The organism is Pseudomonas sp. FSO-7 (assembly GCF_059579345.1).
On sequence record NZ_CM184193.1, the window covers coordinates 2,308,182 to 2,323,382 of the forward strand.

Here is a 15,201-nt window from a genome sequence, read left to right on the forward strand (position 1 = left end):
GATGCGGTCTTCCAGAAATCGAGGCGCTCATATCGCGAGCAAGCTTTGCTCCCACATATACTTCCTCGCCACAACAGCGTTCGGCAGTCCTATTGCCCGAAGTCTGATTTCACCCCCGCCCGAACCGCTCCCGATACACCGACGGCGCCAGCCCCACCACGCTGCGAAACGCCACGCGAAAGCTCTCCACCGAGCGGTAGCCACACAGTTGCGCGATGTTGTCGGTATTGTCCCCGGTGCTTTCCAGCAGCTCGCGGGCCCGGGCCAGGCGTTCGTGTTGCAGCCAGGCCTTGGGCGACACGCCGCAGGCCTGGGTGAAGTGGCGCAGGAAGGTGCGTTCGCTCATGGCCGCCTGGCTGGCCAGTTCGCGCACGCCGAGGGGTTCGTGCAGACGCTCGCGGGCCCATTGCATGACGCTCGACAGGTCGCCGCGTGGCGTACGGCTGACCGGTGAGGGAATGAACTGCGCCTGGCCGCCCGTACGTTGCGGTGACATCACCAACCGGCGCGCCACGGTGTTGGCGACCTGGACGCCATAATCACGTGCCACCAGATGCAGGCAGGCATCGATACCGGCGGCGCTGCCCGCCGAGGTGATGACCTGTCCTGAGTCCACGTACAGCACGTCCGGGTCGACCCGGACGGCGGGGAAGCTCTCGGCCAGTTCGTCGGTGTAGCGCCAGTGAGTCGTGGCGCCCAGGCCATCGAGCAGCCCGGCGGCGGCCAGTACGAAGGCCCCGGAGCAGATCGACAGCAGGCGCGCCCCACGGGCGTGGGCCCGGCGTAGCGCGTCGAGCAACGCCTCGGACGGTGGCTCGCTGCGGCTGCGCCAGCCTGGCACCACAATGGTCCGGGCGGTGTCGAGCAGTTCCATGCCGCCGTCGGCCAAGACCTGGAAGCCGCCCATGGCGCGCATCGGGCCGTCATCGACCGCGACGATCCGATGCTCGTACCAAGGGAAATCGAATTCTGGCCGCTCCAGTCCGAAGATCTCCACGGCAACGCCGAATTCAAAGGTGCACAGGCCGTCGTAGGCGAGGATCGCGACCAGACCCGGGATAGGCTGCATTTGTCGGAAAATTCCCACAGAGTGTCTTGTACGCCACTGTAGCGGCAAGCATCGGGGGGATAAAGTCTCTTCACGCCTTTCTCTACCCCTGGAGTACATCCCCATGACCAGCCTGGTTCGCGAAGTGCCTGCTGCCCCTGCCGATATCGCCCTGCAGCATTTCAGCCGTCGTCTGTCATTCGAAACGGATTGTTCCGACGTTCACGCCAGCCAACAGGCCGGCAGTGTCGATTTTGTGTTGGTGGACGTACGCGGACCGCTGGCCTATGAACGCGGTCACGTACCCGGGGCGATCAACCTGCCGACCCGCACGCTCACCGCCCAGGCGCTGGCCGCCTATGCCAAGACCACCCTGTTCGTGGTGTATTGCGCCGGCCCCCATTGCAATGGCGCGAACAAGGCGGCGGTGCGTCTGGCAACCTTGGGTTACCCGGTCAAGGAAATGATCGGCGGCATCATGGGCTGGCTCGATGAAGGCTTTCGCCTGACCGGCTCGGTGGAGCGTGTGGCGGACGAGGCGATCCGCTGCGATTGTTGATCCTTCGTCGCAAGCAGATGCAAACAGGCTTTTGTGGCGAGGGAGCTTGCTCCCGCTGGGCTGCGCAGCAGCCCCTTGGCGTCCGTCCGATACCCTGATGGGGGCCACCGCGCGCCCCAGCGGGAGCAAGCTCCCTCGCCACAACAGTGTTTGCCTGCCACAGCGGTGCTCACCTGCCACAGAACGTTCACCTGTCAGGTTTTTCGCAAATTCCGCGACCGCCGGACGCACCTGGCTGTTTTTATAACTATTTGTCGCCTCAACATAATTCCCCTCCTGAGTGCCCCTCTAGACTCCCGGCCACTTCGGTTTCTGCTGACCGAACGCTGCCGACGAATCTGCCCATAACGATCCAATAAAATACCTGCACACTCAGGAGCGAAAATGAAGAAGCTAGCCATGTTCGGTGCCCTGGCACTGTCCGTGTTGTCCCTGTCGGCCGTGGCCGAAGACGCCAAGCCGATCCGCCTCGGGATCGAAGCCGGTTACCCGCCTTTTTCGATGAAAACCCCCGACGGCAAGCTGGCCGGCTTCGATGTCGATATCGGCGATGCACTGTGTGAACAGATGAAGGTCAAGTGCGTCTGGGTCGAGCAGGAGTTCGATGGCCTGATCCCTGCGCTGAAAGTGAAGAAAATCGATGCGATCCTCTCGTCCATGACCATCACCGACGACCGCAAGAAAAACGTCGATTTCACCATCAAGTACTACCACACCCCGGCGCGCTTCGTGATGAAGGAAGGCTCCAACGTCAAGGATCCATTGGCAGAGCTCAAGGGCAAGAAAGTCGGTGTGCTGCGCGCCAGTACCCATGACCGTTTCGCCACCGAAGTGCTGGTGCCTGCCGGTATCGACCTGGTGCGCTACGGCTCCCAGCAGGAAGCCAACCTGGACATGGTCGCCGGCCGTCTCGACGCCATGCTGGCCGACTCGGTCAACCTCGACGAAGGTTTCCTGAAAACCGACGCCGGCAAAGGCTTTGCCTTCGTCGGCCCGACCTATGAAGACGCGAAGTACTTTGGCGGCGGTGCTGGCATTGCGGTGCGCAAGGGGGATAAGGCCCTGGCCGATCAATTCAACGCGGCCATCACCGAAATCCGCGCCAACGGCACGTACAAGAAGGTGCAGGACAAATACTTCGCCTTTGACGTCTACGGCCATTAATCGCTGAACCCCAAGGTGGCCCGCCACTGACCCGGCCGGCCACCTTTTTCATGGGCGATTGTTTACCCTGCGCCTATCGTAATGCCGCCATTCGGAGTCCCTCATGCAACGCATCGACCATACCTTGCCATGGAGCCACCTGGGCACCGAGCGCCGGCTCAGTGTGTTTCGTTACGGCCATGGGCCGCGCAAGGCTTACATCCAGGCCAGCCTGCACGCCGATGAGCTGCCGGGCATGCGCACCGCCTGGGAACTCAAGCAGCGGCTCAACGATCTTGAGGCCCGGGGCTTGCTCAAGGGGGTGATCGAACTGGTGCCGGTGGCCAACCCCATTGGTCTGGATCAACATCTGCAAAGCGCCCACATGGGGCGTTTCGAACTGGGCAGCGGCAAGAATTTCAACCGTTCTTTCGTGGAACTCAGCGCGCGGGTGGCGCAACGCATCGGTGACCGCCTGGGTGACGACCCGGCCGCCAATATCACCCTGATCCGCCAGACCATGGCCGAGGTACTCGATGACTTGCCAGCACCGCCTTCGCAACTCGAAGCGCTGCATCGCCTGCTGCTGCGCCATGCCTGCGACGCCGACATCACCCTGGACCTGCATTGTGATTTCGAGGCGGCGATCCACTTGTACGCCTTGCCGCAGCAGTGGCCGCAATGGCGCTCCTTGGCCGCACGCTTGAAAGCCGGTGTGGCGTTGCTGTGCGAGGATTCGGGCGGCAGTTCGTTCGATGAGTCCTGCTCCTCGCCCTGGTTGCGTCTGGCCAAGACCTTTCCCGCGGCAGCGATCCCACCGGCGAACCTGGCGACGACGCTGGAGTTGGGTAGCATGGGCGATACCCGGGTGGAGCAGGCCCAGGCCAATTGTGAAGCCATCCTCGGGTTCCTGGCCGAGCAAGGTTTCATCACCGGGGAGTGGCCGCCCGCGCCGGCGCAATGCTGTGAAGGCTTTCCGTTCGAAGGCACCCAATATCTGTTCGCGCCGCACCATGGCGTGGTGAGTTTCCTGCGGGAGGCTGGCGAATGGGTGGAGCGGGGCGATCCGCTGTTCGAAGTGGTCGATCCGTTGAGTGATCGGGTCACCACCGTGCGGGCCGGCACCAGCGGTGTGCTGTTTGCCCTGGACCGCGGGCGCTACACGCAGCCGGGGATCTGGCAGGCAAAAGTCGCCGGGCGTGAACCGATTCGTACGGGGAAATTGATCAACGACTGATAACTGCTGTCTACCTCACCGCACGCGCCTTGCCGTGCGGCTATCGAAACGATGGAGGAAGATCGATGTTCAAAGCGCTCGCCCTGGTCCTGTTACTGGTTTCGTCCGGGTTGCAGGCTCAGCCCTCGCTGCACACGGACTTGCCGCTCAACTACCTGGCCCAAGTCGATGAGCAGGCCCGGAGCCGACCGCTGGTGATCTTCCTGCACGGTTCCGGCAGCAACGAGCAGGACCTGTTCGCACTCAAGGAGGAGTTGCCGCAGGATTACAACTACCTCTCGGTGCGGGCGCCCAAGAGCATGGAGCAGGACCGTTACCAGTGGTTCGCCAAAAAGGGCGAGGGCGCCTATGACGGTGACACCTCGGACCTGAAGGCCAGCGGCCAGATGCTGCTGGATTTCATCGACAAGGCCCGGGCCAAATATTCGACCGACGCGAGCAAGGTCTACCTGGTGGGTTTCAGCCAGGGGGCGATGATGAGCTACGAAGTGGCCTTGCGACACCCCGAAGCCGTCGGTGGCATTGCCGCGATGGGCGGGCGAGTTCTATCGGTGCTGCGGGCGGAACTGACCCCCGATGAGTCGCGACGGACACTGGCGGTGTTCATCGGCCATGGCACGGCAGACCCGATCATTCCCTACCACGATGGCACCGAGGCCAACACCTTCCTGAAGACCCTGGCACTGGAACCGGAATTCCATGCCTACCTGGGCCTGGGCCACAGCATCAGTGCGCAGGAAGTGCAGGACCTGCGGGCCTGGCTGGAGCGGCTCAATCCCTGACCCTTGTAAGAATCCCTGTAGGAGCGAGCTTGCTCGCGATAGCGGTGGGTCAGCTTGCATCAGCGTTGGATGTGCCGACGCCATCGCGAGTAAGCTCGCTCCCACAGGGTGTCGGATAGCCAATGTGGGAGCGAGCTTGCTCGCGATTGAGGGCTATGCGGTGCCCGTCACTGACCGCTGGCGATCTGTTTCACCAACGCTTCATGACTGGTCTTGTCGCTGGCCCGGGAGATGATCTGCACCACCGCCATGCGCGTGCCGGAGGCACCTATCAACGTCGTGTCCAGGGTTGGCCCGCCGCCCTGGGTGGCGCTGGTGTCGAGCTGGCGCAGACCCAGCCCTGTGCCTTTCTGGGTCAGGCTTTTTTCGCCGAGGATCTTGGCGTCCGGCAGGGCTTTGGTTTTCTGAACGGCGAAGTCGGCGAAGGTGATGTCGAGAAAGGCATTGTCGTTGTCCTTCACATTCGCGCCGTTGACGATGGTGTTTTCAGCGGTGATCACCACGGTTTTACGGGTGGCATTGCTATACATTATGCCCGTTGCTCCGGCCGTACCCTGGGTCAGTTCACCGGCAGGCAGTGGCGTCGCCGTGAAACCCTTGGGCAGGGTGAAATTGAGCTTGCCACCCAGCAACGAAATCTTCTGCGCCGGTGCATCGCCAGTGGTTTTGGCCGGGGCCGCATGGGCGGTTGCCACGACCAGGCTGGCGATGGCCCCCAGCAACAGGGCGGTGGCTTGTTTACTCAGCAATGACATTGAAACGCTCCACGGAGGGTCGTGCTCGGAGGCTGATCATCCCATGGGCGCTGCACTGGATTCCAGCGCGCAGAAACGCCTGGCCAGACCCTCGCGTTCGAAATGCTCGGTGATGAAGTCAGTAAAGGCGCGGGTCTTGGCCGGCATCAATGTGCGGCTGGGGTAATACAAGGAGATTGCGCCAAGGTCCATGTACCAGTCCGGCAGTAACCGCACCAATTCGCCCCGTTCCAGCCAGGGCAGCACATCCGGCACAGTTAACAGCGAAATGCCCAGGCCCAGCAGGGTGGTTTCGCGCATGGCGACGGGGTCGTTGAGGACGATGGATTCAGGTAGCCGCAGTGCCGATTCAAGCCCGGCGGCGTTGCGCATCACGGCCTGGCGCACGCGACCGGTCAGGCTCGAGCGCAACACGATGTTATCGAAGCGGGCCAGGTCTTCTGGATGCTCGGGCCGGGGGCGTGTGGCCAGGTAGGCAGGACTCGCCACTGCGATCAGATGGGCCGGCGCCAAGGTTCGCGAGACCACGCCGGGTGTCAGTTCGAAGCCACCGCCAATCGCGGCGTCGAAGCCTTCGGCGATCAGGTCTACCCGGCGGTTTTCGAAATGCCATTGCGGCCGGATCATCGGATAGCGAGCCAGGAGTTGTGGCATCAGCGGCAACACATACCCGATGCCGAAACTGGGTGACAGGCTCACTCGCAATACCCCAGCCGGTTCGCCACGCTCCGTGGTGACGGTGCCGATGGCCGTCTGCAAGGCCTCGAGATGAGCGCCGATGCTGGCCAGAAAGTGCTCGCCGTTTTCGGTCAGGGACAATTTTCGGGTTGAACGCTGGAACAGGCGCACGCCCAGGTTTCGCTCGAGCATCGCTACGTTGCGGCTGACTGCGGCAGGCGTCAGGCCCAGCAGCCTGGCGGCAGCGGAAAAACTGCCTGTCTCGGCGCTGCGGGCGAAGCATTCAAGGTTGGCGAGGGTTTCCACAGCGTTCTACCTGATAGTAATGCTTGAAAATGATTCAATCTATTACTGACTAATCAGGAGGAAATGACAAGGGCAATATGCACCTCAACGGCGGACACCATCGCCGGGTTTATCCCAACCTTTGAGGACAGACGACATGAGTATCGAAACCATCGGCATCATCGGCGCTGGCGCCATCGGCAGTGCTTTCGCCCGCGCCCTGGCGCGCCAGAACATCAACGTGGTGATCGCCAACAGCCGTGGCCCGGATAGCCTGGCCGGGCTGGTCGCCGATCTGGGTCCCACCGTGCGTGCCGGCACTGTGCAGCAAGCCGCTGCCCAGCCGATGGTGTTGGTGGCCGTTAACTGGTCGAGGCTGCCCGAAGCGCTGAGTAGTTTGCCGGACTTTGCCGGGCGCATCGTGATCGATGCCAACAATGCAATCAAAGTCCCGGAGTTCGAGGCGGTTGATTTGCAGGGCCGGGCTTCCACCGAGGTGTTCAGTGAATGGGTACCGGGGGCGCGGGTGGTCAAGGCTTTCAATCACTTGCTGGCACGCCTGCTGGAGGCCGATCCGGCATCTGAAGGCGGCCAACGGGTGCTGTTTCTGACCGGTGACGATGGGCAGGCACGCGATGAAGTCGCGCAGTTGATCGAGCGCTTGGGCTTCTTCGCCGTGGACCTGGGTCCCCTGAGTGTGGGCGCGCGCTTGACCCAGTTCCCGGGTGGTCCTCTGCCGGTGCTGAACCTGGTCAAGTTCGACTGAGCTTCACGCCGCGGTCAGCGATCCCAGTAGGGCACTTCGCCGAAACATTCCAGGAAGAAATCGATGACGGTGCGGACCTTCACCGACAGGCGTCGGCTGCCCGGCCAGAGGATGGCGATCTGTTGGGGTTCGAGGCTGTTGGAGGCCTGGTAATCCTCCAGTACCGGGACCAGCGTACCGTTGCGCAACGCTTCGCCGATCAGCCAGGACGGAAACATCACCAACCCCAGGCCTTGTTCGGCGGCCTGGGTCAAGGTGTCGGCGTGGTTGCCGGTGATCGGGCCCTTGACGCTGTAGGGTGTCCAGGCCTGGCCCGGGCGGCGGAAGAACCAGCGCTGCTGGCCGGTCACGCCTTTGTAGGCCAGGCATTGGTGGGCTGCCAGGTCCTGGGGTTTGAGCGGCGCGCCGTGGCGAGCCAGGTAAGCGGGGCTGGCCGCGATCTGGAAACGATGGGGAGCGACAACCCGCGCCTGCATGCCTGAGTCATGCAACGGGCCGATCCGAAACAGCAGGTCGGCGCCTTCCTGCAGTGGGTCGACGTAACTGTCGGTCTGCTGGATCTCCAATTGCAGCTTTGGGTAGCGTTCGCATAACTGGCCCAGCCACGGCGTCAGGTGGCGCTGGCCGAATACCACTGGGGCGTTGATCCGCACCAGCCCGGAGGGCTCGCTGTGCTGTTCCTGCAAGGCTTGTTCGGCTTCCTCCAATTGCACCAGTAGCAGCCGCGCATGATGCCCCAGCAGGCGGCCGGCTTCAGTGGGGGAGACGGCGCGGGTGTGGCGATAAAGCAACTGCTGGTTCAGGGCCTGCTCCATCAGCTGGATCTGTCGGGAGATCGATGACGGGGCCAGGCCTTCGCGCCGGGCCACTTCCGAGAAGCTGCCGTGATCGAGCACCGCGACAAACAGGCGAAGCGCCTTGAAGCCAAGTTCATTGAGGCCGTGCATGGGTGGCTGTCCTGTGCGTATTGCGCAAAAGTGTTGTCTGGATACTCCCATTTATCGCACAGACGCACCAGCCGATAATGCCGGCCATCCTTTTCCAAGTGGGTCATGACTATGCAGGTTTCCTCATTGAACGAGGCCGCTCCGGTGACGGCTGCCGCCCAACCGCGGTCGTTCTTGCGCTGGCTATTGCTGCCCGTGGTGATCCTGGCCGGTATGGGCTTGTCCGTAGAGGCCGGCCTGCTGGGGCCGCTCGGGGTGCAGGTCGGGCATTTGTGGGCCACCCTGAGCATCTTTGGCGTCGGCTCGGCGATTCTCTTCCTGCTGTTACTGCTCAGTGGTCGGCAACAAGGCCCGGCCTTGAATGAACTGCCACGCTGGCAACTGATCGGCGGGTTCCTGGGGCCCGTCTATGTAGTGGTGCTGACACTCGCCACGCCCCACATCGGCATCGCCATGACCATGGTCGCGATCCTTTCCGGCCAGGTGGGCAAAAGTGTGTTGATCGACCATTTCGGCTGGTTCGGTGCGAGCCGCAAGCGGGTCAACGGCGAACGTTGGCTGGCGTTGGCACTGATAGTCGTGGCCCTTGTCCTGATTGCTCGAGGTTGAATATGAGTCTGTTTATTTTACTGCTGGTGGTTGTCGCTGCGGGTGCGGTGCTGAGTGTGCAGGCGGCTATCAACGGCCGCCTGGGCCAGACGGTCGGTGTGCTACGCAGCAGCCTGCTGACGTTTACGGTGGGCACGGTGACCACCGGGCTGCTGATTGTATTTTTCGAACCGGCCCACGCGGTCACCTTGTTGGATGTGCCGAAATGGCAGCTCAGCGGTGCGTTGTTCGGCGTTGTCTACATGATGGTGATGGTCGGTGCGGTGCCGCGGGTGGGGGCTGGCGTGGCGACGGTGGCGGTGATCGTCGGGCAATTGGGCATGGGCATGTTGATCGACAACTTCGGCTGGCTGGGCAACCCGGCCATCGAGTTGTCCGGTAGCCGGATCCTGGCCATGACCTGCCTGGCCTTGGCGCTGGTGTTCATGTATCGCAGCAATGCACGGCAGGCCTGAAGGTCTCAGCTAGGTTCGACGTTCAGTCGCAGGCTGCCATCGTCCAGGCGCTCGGTGCTCCGGACGATGCCACTGATTTGCCGACCTTCGGCGCTGAACACCACGATCTGGGCTTTGTCCAGGTCGTCCGGCAGCGGTGGGCGTACGTGCAGCACATACCACGCCGGTTCGGCGTCGTCGAAGCGTTTGACGTCGAATTGGCAAGTGGCACTTTGGGTCTGGTGCCCAAGCAGCGAGTCCAGGCCGTAATAGAAGTGAGTGCTGTCGGCAGCAAGGGGCATGTGCATCGGCGGTCTCCTGGGGCGCTCGGTGGATGTTCAAGTGATCCTGCCAGGAATGGAAAATTCCATCGGGTGAACACTGGAGATTAGCGCCCCCGCCATCCGAGCCCCGACAGATCAAAGGCCCGGCACCCCGTTTTTCCACACCGACCAGTTTTTCACGATGTCCTGCACCAGCGGGTTGCCGGTGCGGAACAGGTTTTCCAGGGCCGGGACGAACGCGCCCTGGTCGGCGTACTTGAGCAGGTTGTCCACTTCATTGCCTCCGGGCTCGGGACGGTCGAAGTCGGACCCGGCCCGCAGCACGGCCAGCCGGTTGATGTCCACCCGACCTTCGCGGCTGGCCCGTAGCAAGGCTTCGTAAGTCGAGTTGTCTTCCTGTTGGGTGGTGCAGTAGACGCCTTTGTTGTCGGTGAGCAGGCGGGTCCAGACTTCGGCGCGTTCGCTCAGGCGCGTGCCGGAGAACCAGGTATTGCCCGCCAGGGTGTCACAGCGGGTCACCACCGGCGGTTGGTTGGCCGGTGCGTAGGGGTATTTCAAGCGCCAGGCGGCTGATTCCTTGCTTTCAGCCAAGGTCACTTTCTGGCTGAGAGCAAAGGCCTTGGCTTGCAGGGCCGGGTTGAGTTCGAAGACTTCGGTCTTGTAGTCCAGCGGCGGCTTTTCGTTCGGCCCCTTGGTGTTGATGCCCAGGTAGCCGGTGGGCCAATCCTTGGGCACATCCCGCGAATCCAGCTCCCATTGGGTGCCGAACTCCACCAGGTAATGGGCCCAGGCGGTTGTGCCGAGCGTGCCGTGGTGCGGGTTGATGCCGGCGATCCCGGCCACCAGGAAATAGCTCTTGCGCAGATCGACGGTTGGCGAGAGCGCCAGGGCCAGGGTCGAAGCCGCCGCGTTGGTCTGGCCCATGCCGGTGATCAGCAGGCAGACCCGTTCGGCATTGCAGCGGATCGTCGGGTACTCGGCCGACAGCCCCGGCACACGGATTTCCTCCTTGAGCTGCAATCGTTCGATCCAGTTCTGCGCCTCGGGGGCGAACATCGTGATCAACACCACTTTGGGTTGAAGCGGCGGCGCGGCCCCGGCGGTTGTCGCGAAGAGAGCGGTACTGGCCAGGCCGATTGAAGCAAACAGGCGATTGATCATGTGTTCGTGACCTCCATGGATTCGAAAGGGTGCTGCTACGGTTTGCTCAGAACTGATAGCCAATTCCAGCGTAGTACCCCCACCCATCGGAGCGGGCGCGGAAGTTGCCATCGCCAAAGTTGAGTTCGCTGCCGTCCTGCCAGTTGCCGCCGTTGTGGAAGTAGCGGCCCACCAGAGTGAAACGCACGTGGGTGAACGCGTACAGCAAGACATTGGTGGAGACCGTGGCGTTGGCGGTGCGGGCGGGGTTGTCGTTGTGCAGGTCCGAGCCGAAGTCGAAGTTGGTGAAGCCAATGTACGTCAGCGAAGCACCATTGCTGAACTGGCTGATTGGCACGATGTACTTGAGTTGGGCGCGGTAGCCGTCCCAGGAATATTCATTGCTAGCGCCATAGTTTTCCCATTGATAACGGCCATAGAAGTTCGCCGACAGATTAACCCTCGAGTGCGTGTCGATGTCAGTGCCCAGGCCGCTGTACAAGGTGTTCGCGCGATTGGCACTGTTGCTGCCGTGGTCGTAGATCCAGTCGAACGCCACATACCATTCCTTGAACGGCCCGATGGCCAGGCTGCGGCCGGCCAGGTAGTCGATGGAAATCCGCGGTTCGTGTTCCATGAACACGGGGGAGCCGTGGTCCCACACGCCCTTGTCGTGGCTGTTGCCAATGTTGAAAATCTTCGGAATGTCGACGTAGCCATAGAGCTCGAAGGGCCCCTTGCGTCCGAAGTATTCATATTCCAGGTAGATATCGTCGACCGGTTGCGGGCCGAAGCTGATGTCCTTGCTGCCGATGAGCGTGAGGTCCTGGTTGTACCAGTCCGACAGGTAGGCGCCCTTTTTCGAAGGGGCGGCCTCAGGACTGAGGGCTTCGCCTTGGGCGGACACCTCGGTGGGTTGGGCTTGGGTCGTGGCGCTGAGTAGTCCGGTAACGGCGGTCAGTAGCAGGGTGGCTGCCAATAGGCCGGGCGTGGCGCGACACCGGGAAGTGAAGAGCATGGAAAGTCCTTGTTCGTGCGGGCCGAAGCCCGTGTTCCGTGATTGAAAAAAACCGTCGATCCGCTAGCGGCGATCGATTGCGCAAACGTTTGCACATCTCATACCAATTTTTCGCAATGGCTTTAAAAGCATGGAGTTGAAACGGTTTTCCTGTCCTTCTGGTCAGGCTGGGTGCGCCAGATGCTTCACAATCGCCTCAAGTGGCACCAACGTGTTGCACGGGCGAATGCTCGGCACGGCACTGAGGCGGTGGCGTTGCTGTTAGAATCGACCCCCTTGACTGACCAGAGGTATGCCCATGAGCGAGCCGATTCGCCTGACCCAGTACAGCCACGGCGCCGGTTGCGGCTGCAAGATTTCGCCCCAGGTGCTGGAAGTGATTCTGGCCGGCAGTGGTGCGCAGAACCTCGATCCCAAGCTGTGGGTCGGCAATGCTTCCCGCGACGACGCTGCGGTGTATGCCATCGACGAGGAGCGCGGGGTGGTCTCGACCACCGATTTTTTCATGCCGATTGTCGACGATCCCTTCGATTTCGGTCGTATCGCCGCCACCAATGCCATCAGCGACATCTACGCCATGGGCGGTGATCCGCTGATGGCCATCGCGATCCTCGGCTGGCCGGTCAACGTATTGGCCCCGGAAATCGCCCGGGAAGTGATTCGCGGTGGTCGTTCCGTGTGTGATGAGGCCGGTATTCCCCTGGCTGGCGGGCATTCGATCGACGCGCCTGAGCCGATCTTCGGCCTGGCGGTCACGGGCGTGGTGCAAAAGCGCCATATGAAACGCAATGACACGGCCACCGCCGGTTGCCGCTTGTACCTGACCAAGCCCCTGGGCATCGGCATCCTCACCACGGCGGAGAAGAAGGGCAAGCTGCGCGCCGCCGATGTGGGCCTGGCCCGAGACTGGATGTGCACCCTCAACAAACCCGGCAGCCGCTTCGGCAAGCTCGACGGCGTGACCGCGATGACCGACGTCACTGGTTTCGGCCTGCTTGGGCACCTGGTGGAAATGGCTGACGGCAGCCAGTTGACCGCGCGCATCCGCTATGACGCGGTGCCGCGTCTGCCGGGCGTCGAATACTACCTCGACCTGGGCTGTGTGCCGGGCGGTACGCTGCGCAACTACGACAGCTACGCCAGCAAGGTCGGTCGGGTCCAGGAGCTGCACAAGCGAGTGCTGTGCGACCCGCAGACCAGCGGCGGCCTGCTGATTGCCGTTACCGCCGAAGGCGAGGACGAGTTCCTGCGGGTGGCCGCCGAACTCGGCCTTGCGCTGGAGCCCATCGGCGAGTTGGTCGAGCGACAGGGTTACGCGGTCGAGGTGTCTTGATGAGTCATGACATTACCGATTACCGCGACATCTTCCTCAATGACCGACCGATGATGGACACGCGCGCCCCGGTCGAATTCATCAAGGGCGCTTTCCCCGGCGTGGTCAATTTGCCGTTGATGACCGACAACGAACGGCAACGTATCGGCACCTGCTACAAGCAGCAGGGGCAGCAGGCCGCCATCGTCCTGGGGCATCAATTGGTGTCCGGCGAGACCAAGGCCCAGCGCATCCAGGCTTGGGCGGCGTTCGCCAAGGCCCATCCCGACGGTCTGCTGTATTGCTTTCGCGGCGGTTTGCGCTCGCAAATCGTCCAGCAATGGCTCCAGGACGAAGCGGGCATCGATTACCCTCGGGTCGGCGGTGGCTACAAGGCCATGCGCACGTTCTTGCTGGACACCGTCGAACAGGCGGTCGCCCAGTGCGATCTGGTGCTGCTGGGCGGCATGACCGGTACCGGCAAGACCGAAGCGCTGGGCCAGTTGAGCAACAGCCTGGACCTGGAAGGGTATGCCAACCATCGCGGTTCGAGCTTCGGCAAACGCGCCACCGGCCAGCCTTCCAACATTGATTTTGAAAACCGCCTGGCCGTGGACGTGCTGAAAAAACGCGCCGCCGGCATCGAACAGTTTGTGCTGGAAGATGAGAGCCGTGCGGTCGGTAGTTGCGCCTTGCCGCTGTCCTTGTACCAGCGCATGCAGCAGGTTCCGATGGTCTGGCTGGAAGACAGCCTGGAGTGCCGGGTCGAGCGGATCCTGCAGGATTACGTCATCGACCTGTGTGCGGAATTTGTCGCGGTACATGGCGACGAGGGTTTCTCGCTGTTTTCCGAGCGATTGCTGGCAAGCCTGGACAACATCCACAAACGCCTGGGTGGCGACCGTCACCGGCGCTTGAAGGACATCCTGGAAACCGCCCTGGCCGAGCAGGCCCATAGCGGCGCCGTCGACGTGCATCGCGGTTGGATCGAAGGCTTGTTGCGTGAGTATTACGACCCGATGTACGTGTTCCAGCGGGAAAAGAAGGGCTTGCGAATCGAGTTCTCGGGGGAGCAGGCGGCGGTGCTGGAGTATTTGCGCGAGCGAGCGGCCCGGGGAGGGTGAGCTTGCAGGTTCAGGCCAGCCTTAAACTGCTACCCCTGTGGGAGCGAGCTTGCTCGCGATAGCGTCAGCCCAGACAACCCAATCCCCTGTGGCGAGGGAACTTGCTCCCTCGCCACAGGGGATTGGGTTGGTTTGAGGCTCAAGCGTTGGGCTGAGCAGCCTGTGCTGAATTGAAGATTGCCATCGCGAGCAAGCTCGCTCCCACAAAGGGACGTGGCGACTGATCAGGTCGGACAGGTTTCCTGACCATTGTCCAAACCTTGCTTGTAGCTCTGGCTGGTGAGGCTGGCCTTGCCGTTGTGCCAGGTCAGGGTCAGCACATACAGCGAATCGAAGTCCCCGGACGCCCAGTCGTCGGTAATGGTCTGCTTCTTGCCCATGGCCTCACCGGCGACCTTGTTGATCAGCTCCGGCAGGTAGCCATGGGACCAGGCGGTATAGATGGTGGAGTTGTGGTACTTGTCGTGCAGCAATTCGTCCGCCAGGTCGCTGGTGTCGTTGGCTGAAAAATTGATGTTCACCGGCAACCCGAGCTTGATGGCGCTGGGACTGATGGTCATCAGCGGGCGAATATAACTGTAGGAGTTGTCCAGCTCACCCTCTTCGACATTGCGGGTAGGGTTGGCCGCGAACACATAGTCGGCCTTGCCGAATTTTTCCGGCAGCAAGGTGGCCAGGTCGATGGCGCGATTGAGGCCCTGGCAGTTGAGTTGGCCCAGGCCGCCGGCGGGTTTCTCGGCGTGGCGCAGGAACACCAGGGTCTGTACACCGTCGGCTGGCTGGGCGCGGCTGACACTGGACTCCAGCGACAGCACCAGGCCACAGACCACAAGCAGCGTCGGCAGCATCAGCCACGAACGGTGTTTGAAGCGTCGGGCGAAATTCAGTGGGTTCATCATCGAATAATAGTCTTCAGCACGCTTGAGTCAGGCTGACAAACCCTGGCACCGCGAAGCGGCTGGCTTCGGGTGTTTTCCCTGTCGTTACGCCTCGTTGATGCTTCGGAGGCATTGCTCAGAGTCCCTTCGAGCGCTTTGGTTCGATTCCGGTGCACTGTAGCGATCTCCGTCGGGAGATGGG

The 15,201-nt window shown here is 62.1% G+C and carries 17 protein-coding genes; 9 read left to right on the forward strand and 8 right to left on the reverse strand.

What is annotated here, in order from left to right; translation table 11 throughout:
- Positions 1-109: 109 nt before the first annotated feature.
- Positions 110-1,069, reverse strand: coding sequence for a transcriptional regulator FtrA (ftrA, locus tag AC515T_RS10160; protein ID WP_496532352.1), 960 nt, complete (start codon positions 1,067-1,069; stop codon positions 110-112).
- Positions 1,070-1,172: 103 nt separating this feature from the next.
- Between ftrA and AC515T_RS10165 the strand changes: the two genes are divergently transcribed.
- From AC515T_RS10165 to AC515T_RS10180, 4 genes are all read left to right on the forward strand, one after another.
- Entirely contained in the window at positions 1,173-1,607 is a 435-nt protein-coding gene (locus AC515T_RS10165; protein ID WP_496532353.1) for a rhodanese-like domain-containing protein, read from the forward strand.
- Positions 1,608-1,991: 384 nt separating this feature from the next.
- Positions 1,992-2,771 carry an ABC transporter substrate-binding protein gene (locus AC515T_RS10170; protein ID WP_496532354.1) on the forward strand — a complete coding sequence of 260 codons (780 nt, stop codon included), beginning with the start codon at positions 1,992-1,994 and terminating at the stop codon, positions 2,769-2,771.
- Between the two features lie 103 nt (positions 2,772-2,874).
- Positions 2,875-3,987 (forward strand): M14 family metallopeptidase, encoded by a 1,113-nt coding sequence (locus AC515T_RS10175; protein WP_496532355.1) that lies wholly within the window; start codon positions 2,875-2,877, stop codon positions 3,985-3,987.
- 65 nt (positions 3,988-4,052) lie between these two features.
- Positions 4,053-4,769, forward strand: a complete 717-nt coding sequence (locus AC515T_RS10180; protein WP_496532356.1) for an alpha/beta hydrolase — start codon at positions 4,053-4,055, stop codon at positions 4,767-4,769.
- A gap of 167 nt (positions 4,770-4,936) precedes the next feature.
- Here AC515T_RS10180 and AC515T_RS10185 read toward each other — a convergent pair whose 3' ends face one another.
- Both AC515T_RS10185 and AC515T_RS10190 read right to left on the reverse strand, forming a co-directional pair.
- Complete coding sequence (locus AC515T_RS10185; protein ID WP_496532357.1) at positions 4,937-5,524, reverse strand: DcrB/PsbP domain-containing protein; 588 nt, start codon at positions 5,522-5,524, stop codon at positions 4,937-4,939.
- Between the two features lie 36 nt (positions 5,525-5,560).
- Positions 5,561-6,508, reverse strand: coding sequence for a LysR family transcriptional regulator (locus AC515T_RS10190; protein ID WP_496532358.1), 948 nt, complete (start codon positions 6,506-6,508; stop codon positions 5,561-5,563).
- A 142-nt stretch (positions 6,509-6,650) separates the two neighbouring features.
- Between AC515T_RS10190 and AC515T_RS10195 the strand changes: the two genes are divergently transcribed.
- Entirely contained in the window at positions 6,651-7,253 is a 603-nt protein-coding gene (locus AC515T_RS10195; RefSeq protein WP_496533102.1) for an NADPH-dependent F420 reductase, read from the forward strand.
- A gap of 14 nt (positions 7,254-7,267) precedes the next feature.
- Here AC515T_RS10195 and AC515T_RS10200 read toward each other — a convergent pair whose 3' ends face one another.
- Positions 7,268-8,200: a LysR family transcriptional regulator gene (locus AC515T_RS10200; RefSeq protein ID WP_496532359.1), complete on the reverse strand. Its 933-nt coding sequence runs from the start codon at positions 8,198-8,200 to the stop codon at positions 7,268-7,270.
- 111 nt (positions 8,201-8,311) lie between these two features.
- On the opposite strand from AC515T_RS10200, the gene AC515T_RS10205 reads away from it, so the two are divergent.
- Together AC515T_RS10205 and AC515T_RS10210 are read left to right on the forward strand one after the other, a co-directional pair.
- Positions 8,312-8,809, forward strand: a complete 498-nt coding sequence (locus AC515T_RS10205) for a DMT family transporter (protein ID WP_305471171.1) — start codon at positions 8,312-8,314, stop codon at positions 8,807-8,809.
- 2 nt (positions 8,810-8,811) lie between these two features.
- Entirely contained in the window at positions 8,812-9,264 is a 453-nt protein-coding gene (locus AC515T_RS10210; RefSeq protein WP_496532360.1) for a DMT family transporter, read from the forward strand.
- A gap of 5 nt (positions 9,265-9,269) precedes the next feature.
- On the opposite strand, the gene AC515T_RS10215 is transcribed toward AC515T_RS10210, so the two are convergent.
- The 3 genes from AC515T_RS10215 to AC515T_RS10225 form a co-directional block, all read right to left on the reverse strand.
- Positions 9,270-9,551 (reverse strand): hypothetical protein, encoded by a 282-nt coding sequence (locus tag AC515T_RS10215; RefSeq protein ID WP_305470439.1) that lies wholly within the window; start codon positions 9,549-9,551, stop codon positions 9,270-9,272.
- 111 nt (positions 9,552-9,662) lie between these two features.
- Positions 9,663-10,688 carry a purine-nucleoside phosphorylase gene (locus AC515T_RS10220; RefSeq protein ID WP_496532361.1) on the reverse strand — a complete coding sequence of 342 codons (1,026 nt, stop codon included), beginning with the start codon at positions 10,686-10,688 and terminating at the stop codon, positions 9,663-9,665.
- 46 nt (positions 10,689-10,734) lie between these two features.
- Entirely contained in the window at positions 10,735-11,685 is a 951-nt protein-coding gene (locus AC515T_RS10225) for a nucleoside-specific channel-forming protein Tsx (protein WP_496532362.1), read from the reverse strand.
- A 298-nt stretch (positions 11,686-11,983) separates the two neighbouring features.
- Here AC515T_RS10225 and selD point away from each other — a divergent pair, with 298 nt between their 5' ends.
- Both selD and mnmH read left to right on the forward strand, forming a co-directional pair.
- The gene (gene selD / locus AC515T_RS10230) at positions 11,984-13,018 is read left to right on the forward strand and encodes a selenide, water dikinase SelD (RefSeq protein ID WP_496532363.1); all 1,035 of its coding nucleotides are present in this window, start codon (positions 11,984-11,986) and stop codon (positions 13,016-13,018) included.
- Positions 13,018-14,121 carry a tRNA 2-selenouridine(34) synthase MnmH gene (gene mnmH / locus AC515T_RS10235; protein ID WP_496532364.1) on the forward strand — a complete coding sequence of 368 codons (1,104 nt, stop codon included), beginning with the start codon at positions 13,018-13,020 and terminating at the stop codon, positions 14,119-14,121. Before selD ends, mnmH begins: the two co-directional genes overlap by 1 nt.
- A gap of 224 nt (positions 14,122-14,345) precedes the next feature.
- Here the strand turns inward: mnmH and AC515T_RS10240 are convergent, their stop codons facing one another.
- Positions 14,346-15,020, reverse strand: a complete 675-nt coding sequence (locus AC515T_RS10240; protein ID WP_496532365.1) for a histidine phosphatase family protein — start codon at positions 15,018-15,020, stop codon at positions 14,346-14,348.
- Positions 15,021-15,201: the final 181 nt, after the last annotated feature.

Excerpts from the sequence above, each read along its gene's own strand:
- ftrA (WP_496532352.1), bottom strand. The coding sequence starts at position 1,069 with ATGCAGCCTATCCCGGGTCTGGTCGCGATCCTCGCCTACGACGGCCTG.
- AC515T_RS10165 (WP_496532353.1), top strand. The coding sequence starts at position 1,173 with ATGACCAGCCTGGTTCGCGAAGTGCCTGCTGCCCCTGCCGATATCGCC.
- AC515T_RS10170 (WP_496532354.1), top strand. The coding sequence starts at position 1,992 with ATGAAGAAGCTAGCCATGTTCGGTGCCCTGGCACTGTCCGTGTTGTCC.
- AC515T_RS10175 (WP_496532355.1), top strand. The coding sequence starts at position 2,875 with ATGCAACGCATCGACCATACCTTGCCATGGAGCCACCTGGGCACCGAG.
- AC515T_RS10180 (WP_496532356.1), top strand. The coding sequence starts at position 4,053 with ATGTTCAAAGCGCTCGCCCTGGTCCTGTTACTGGTTTCGTCCGGGTTG.
- AC515T_RS10185 (WP_496532357.1), bottom strand. The coding sequence starts at position 5,524 with ATGTCATTGCTGAGTAAACAAGCCACCGCCCTGTTGCTGGGGGCCATC.
- AC515T_RS10200 (WP_496532359.1), bottom strand. The coding sequence starts at position 8,200 with ATGCACGGCCTCAATGAACTTGGCTTCAAGGCGCTTCGCCTGTTTGTC.
- AC515T_RS10205 (WP_305471171.1), top strand. The coding sequence starts at position 8,312 with ATGCAGGTTTCCTCATTGAACGAGGCCGCTCCGGTGACGGCTGCCGCC.
- AC515T_RS10210 (WP_496532360.1), top strand. The coding sequence starts at position 8,812 with ATGAGTCTGTTTATTTTACTGCTGGTGGTTGTCGCTGCGGGTGCGGTG.
- AC515T_RS10215 (WP_305470439.1), bottom strand. The coding sequence starts at position 9,551 with ATGCACATGCCCCTTGCTGCCGACAGCACTCACTTCTATTACGGCCTG.
- AC515T_RS10220 (WP_496532361.1), bottom strand. The coding sequence starts at position 10,688 with ATGATCAATCGCCTGTTTGCTTCAATCGGCCTGGCCAGTACCGCTCTC.
- AC515T_RS10225 (WP_496532362.1), bottom strand. The coding sequence starts at position 11,685 with ATGCTCTTCACTTCCCGGTGTCGCGCCACGCCCGGCCTATTGGCAGCC.
- selD (WP_496532363.1), top strand. The coding sequence starts at position 11,984 with ATGAGCGAGCCGATTCGCCTGACCCAGTACAGCCACGGCGCCGGTTGC.
- mnmH (WP_496532364.1), top strand. The coding sequence starts at position 13,018 with ATGAGTCATGACATTACCGATTACCGCGACATCTTCCTCAATGACCGA.
- AC515T_RS10240 (WP_496532365.1), bottom strand. The coding sequence starts at position 15,020 with ATGATGAACCCACTGAATTTCGCCCGACGCTTCAAACACCGTTCGTGG.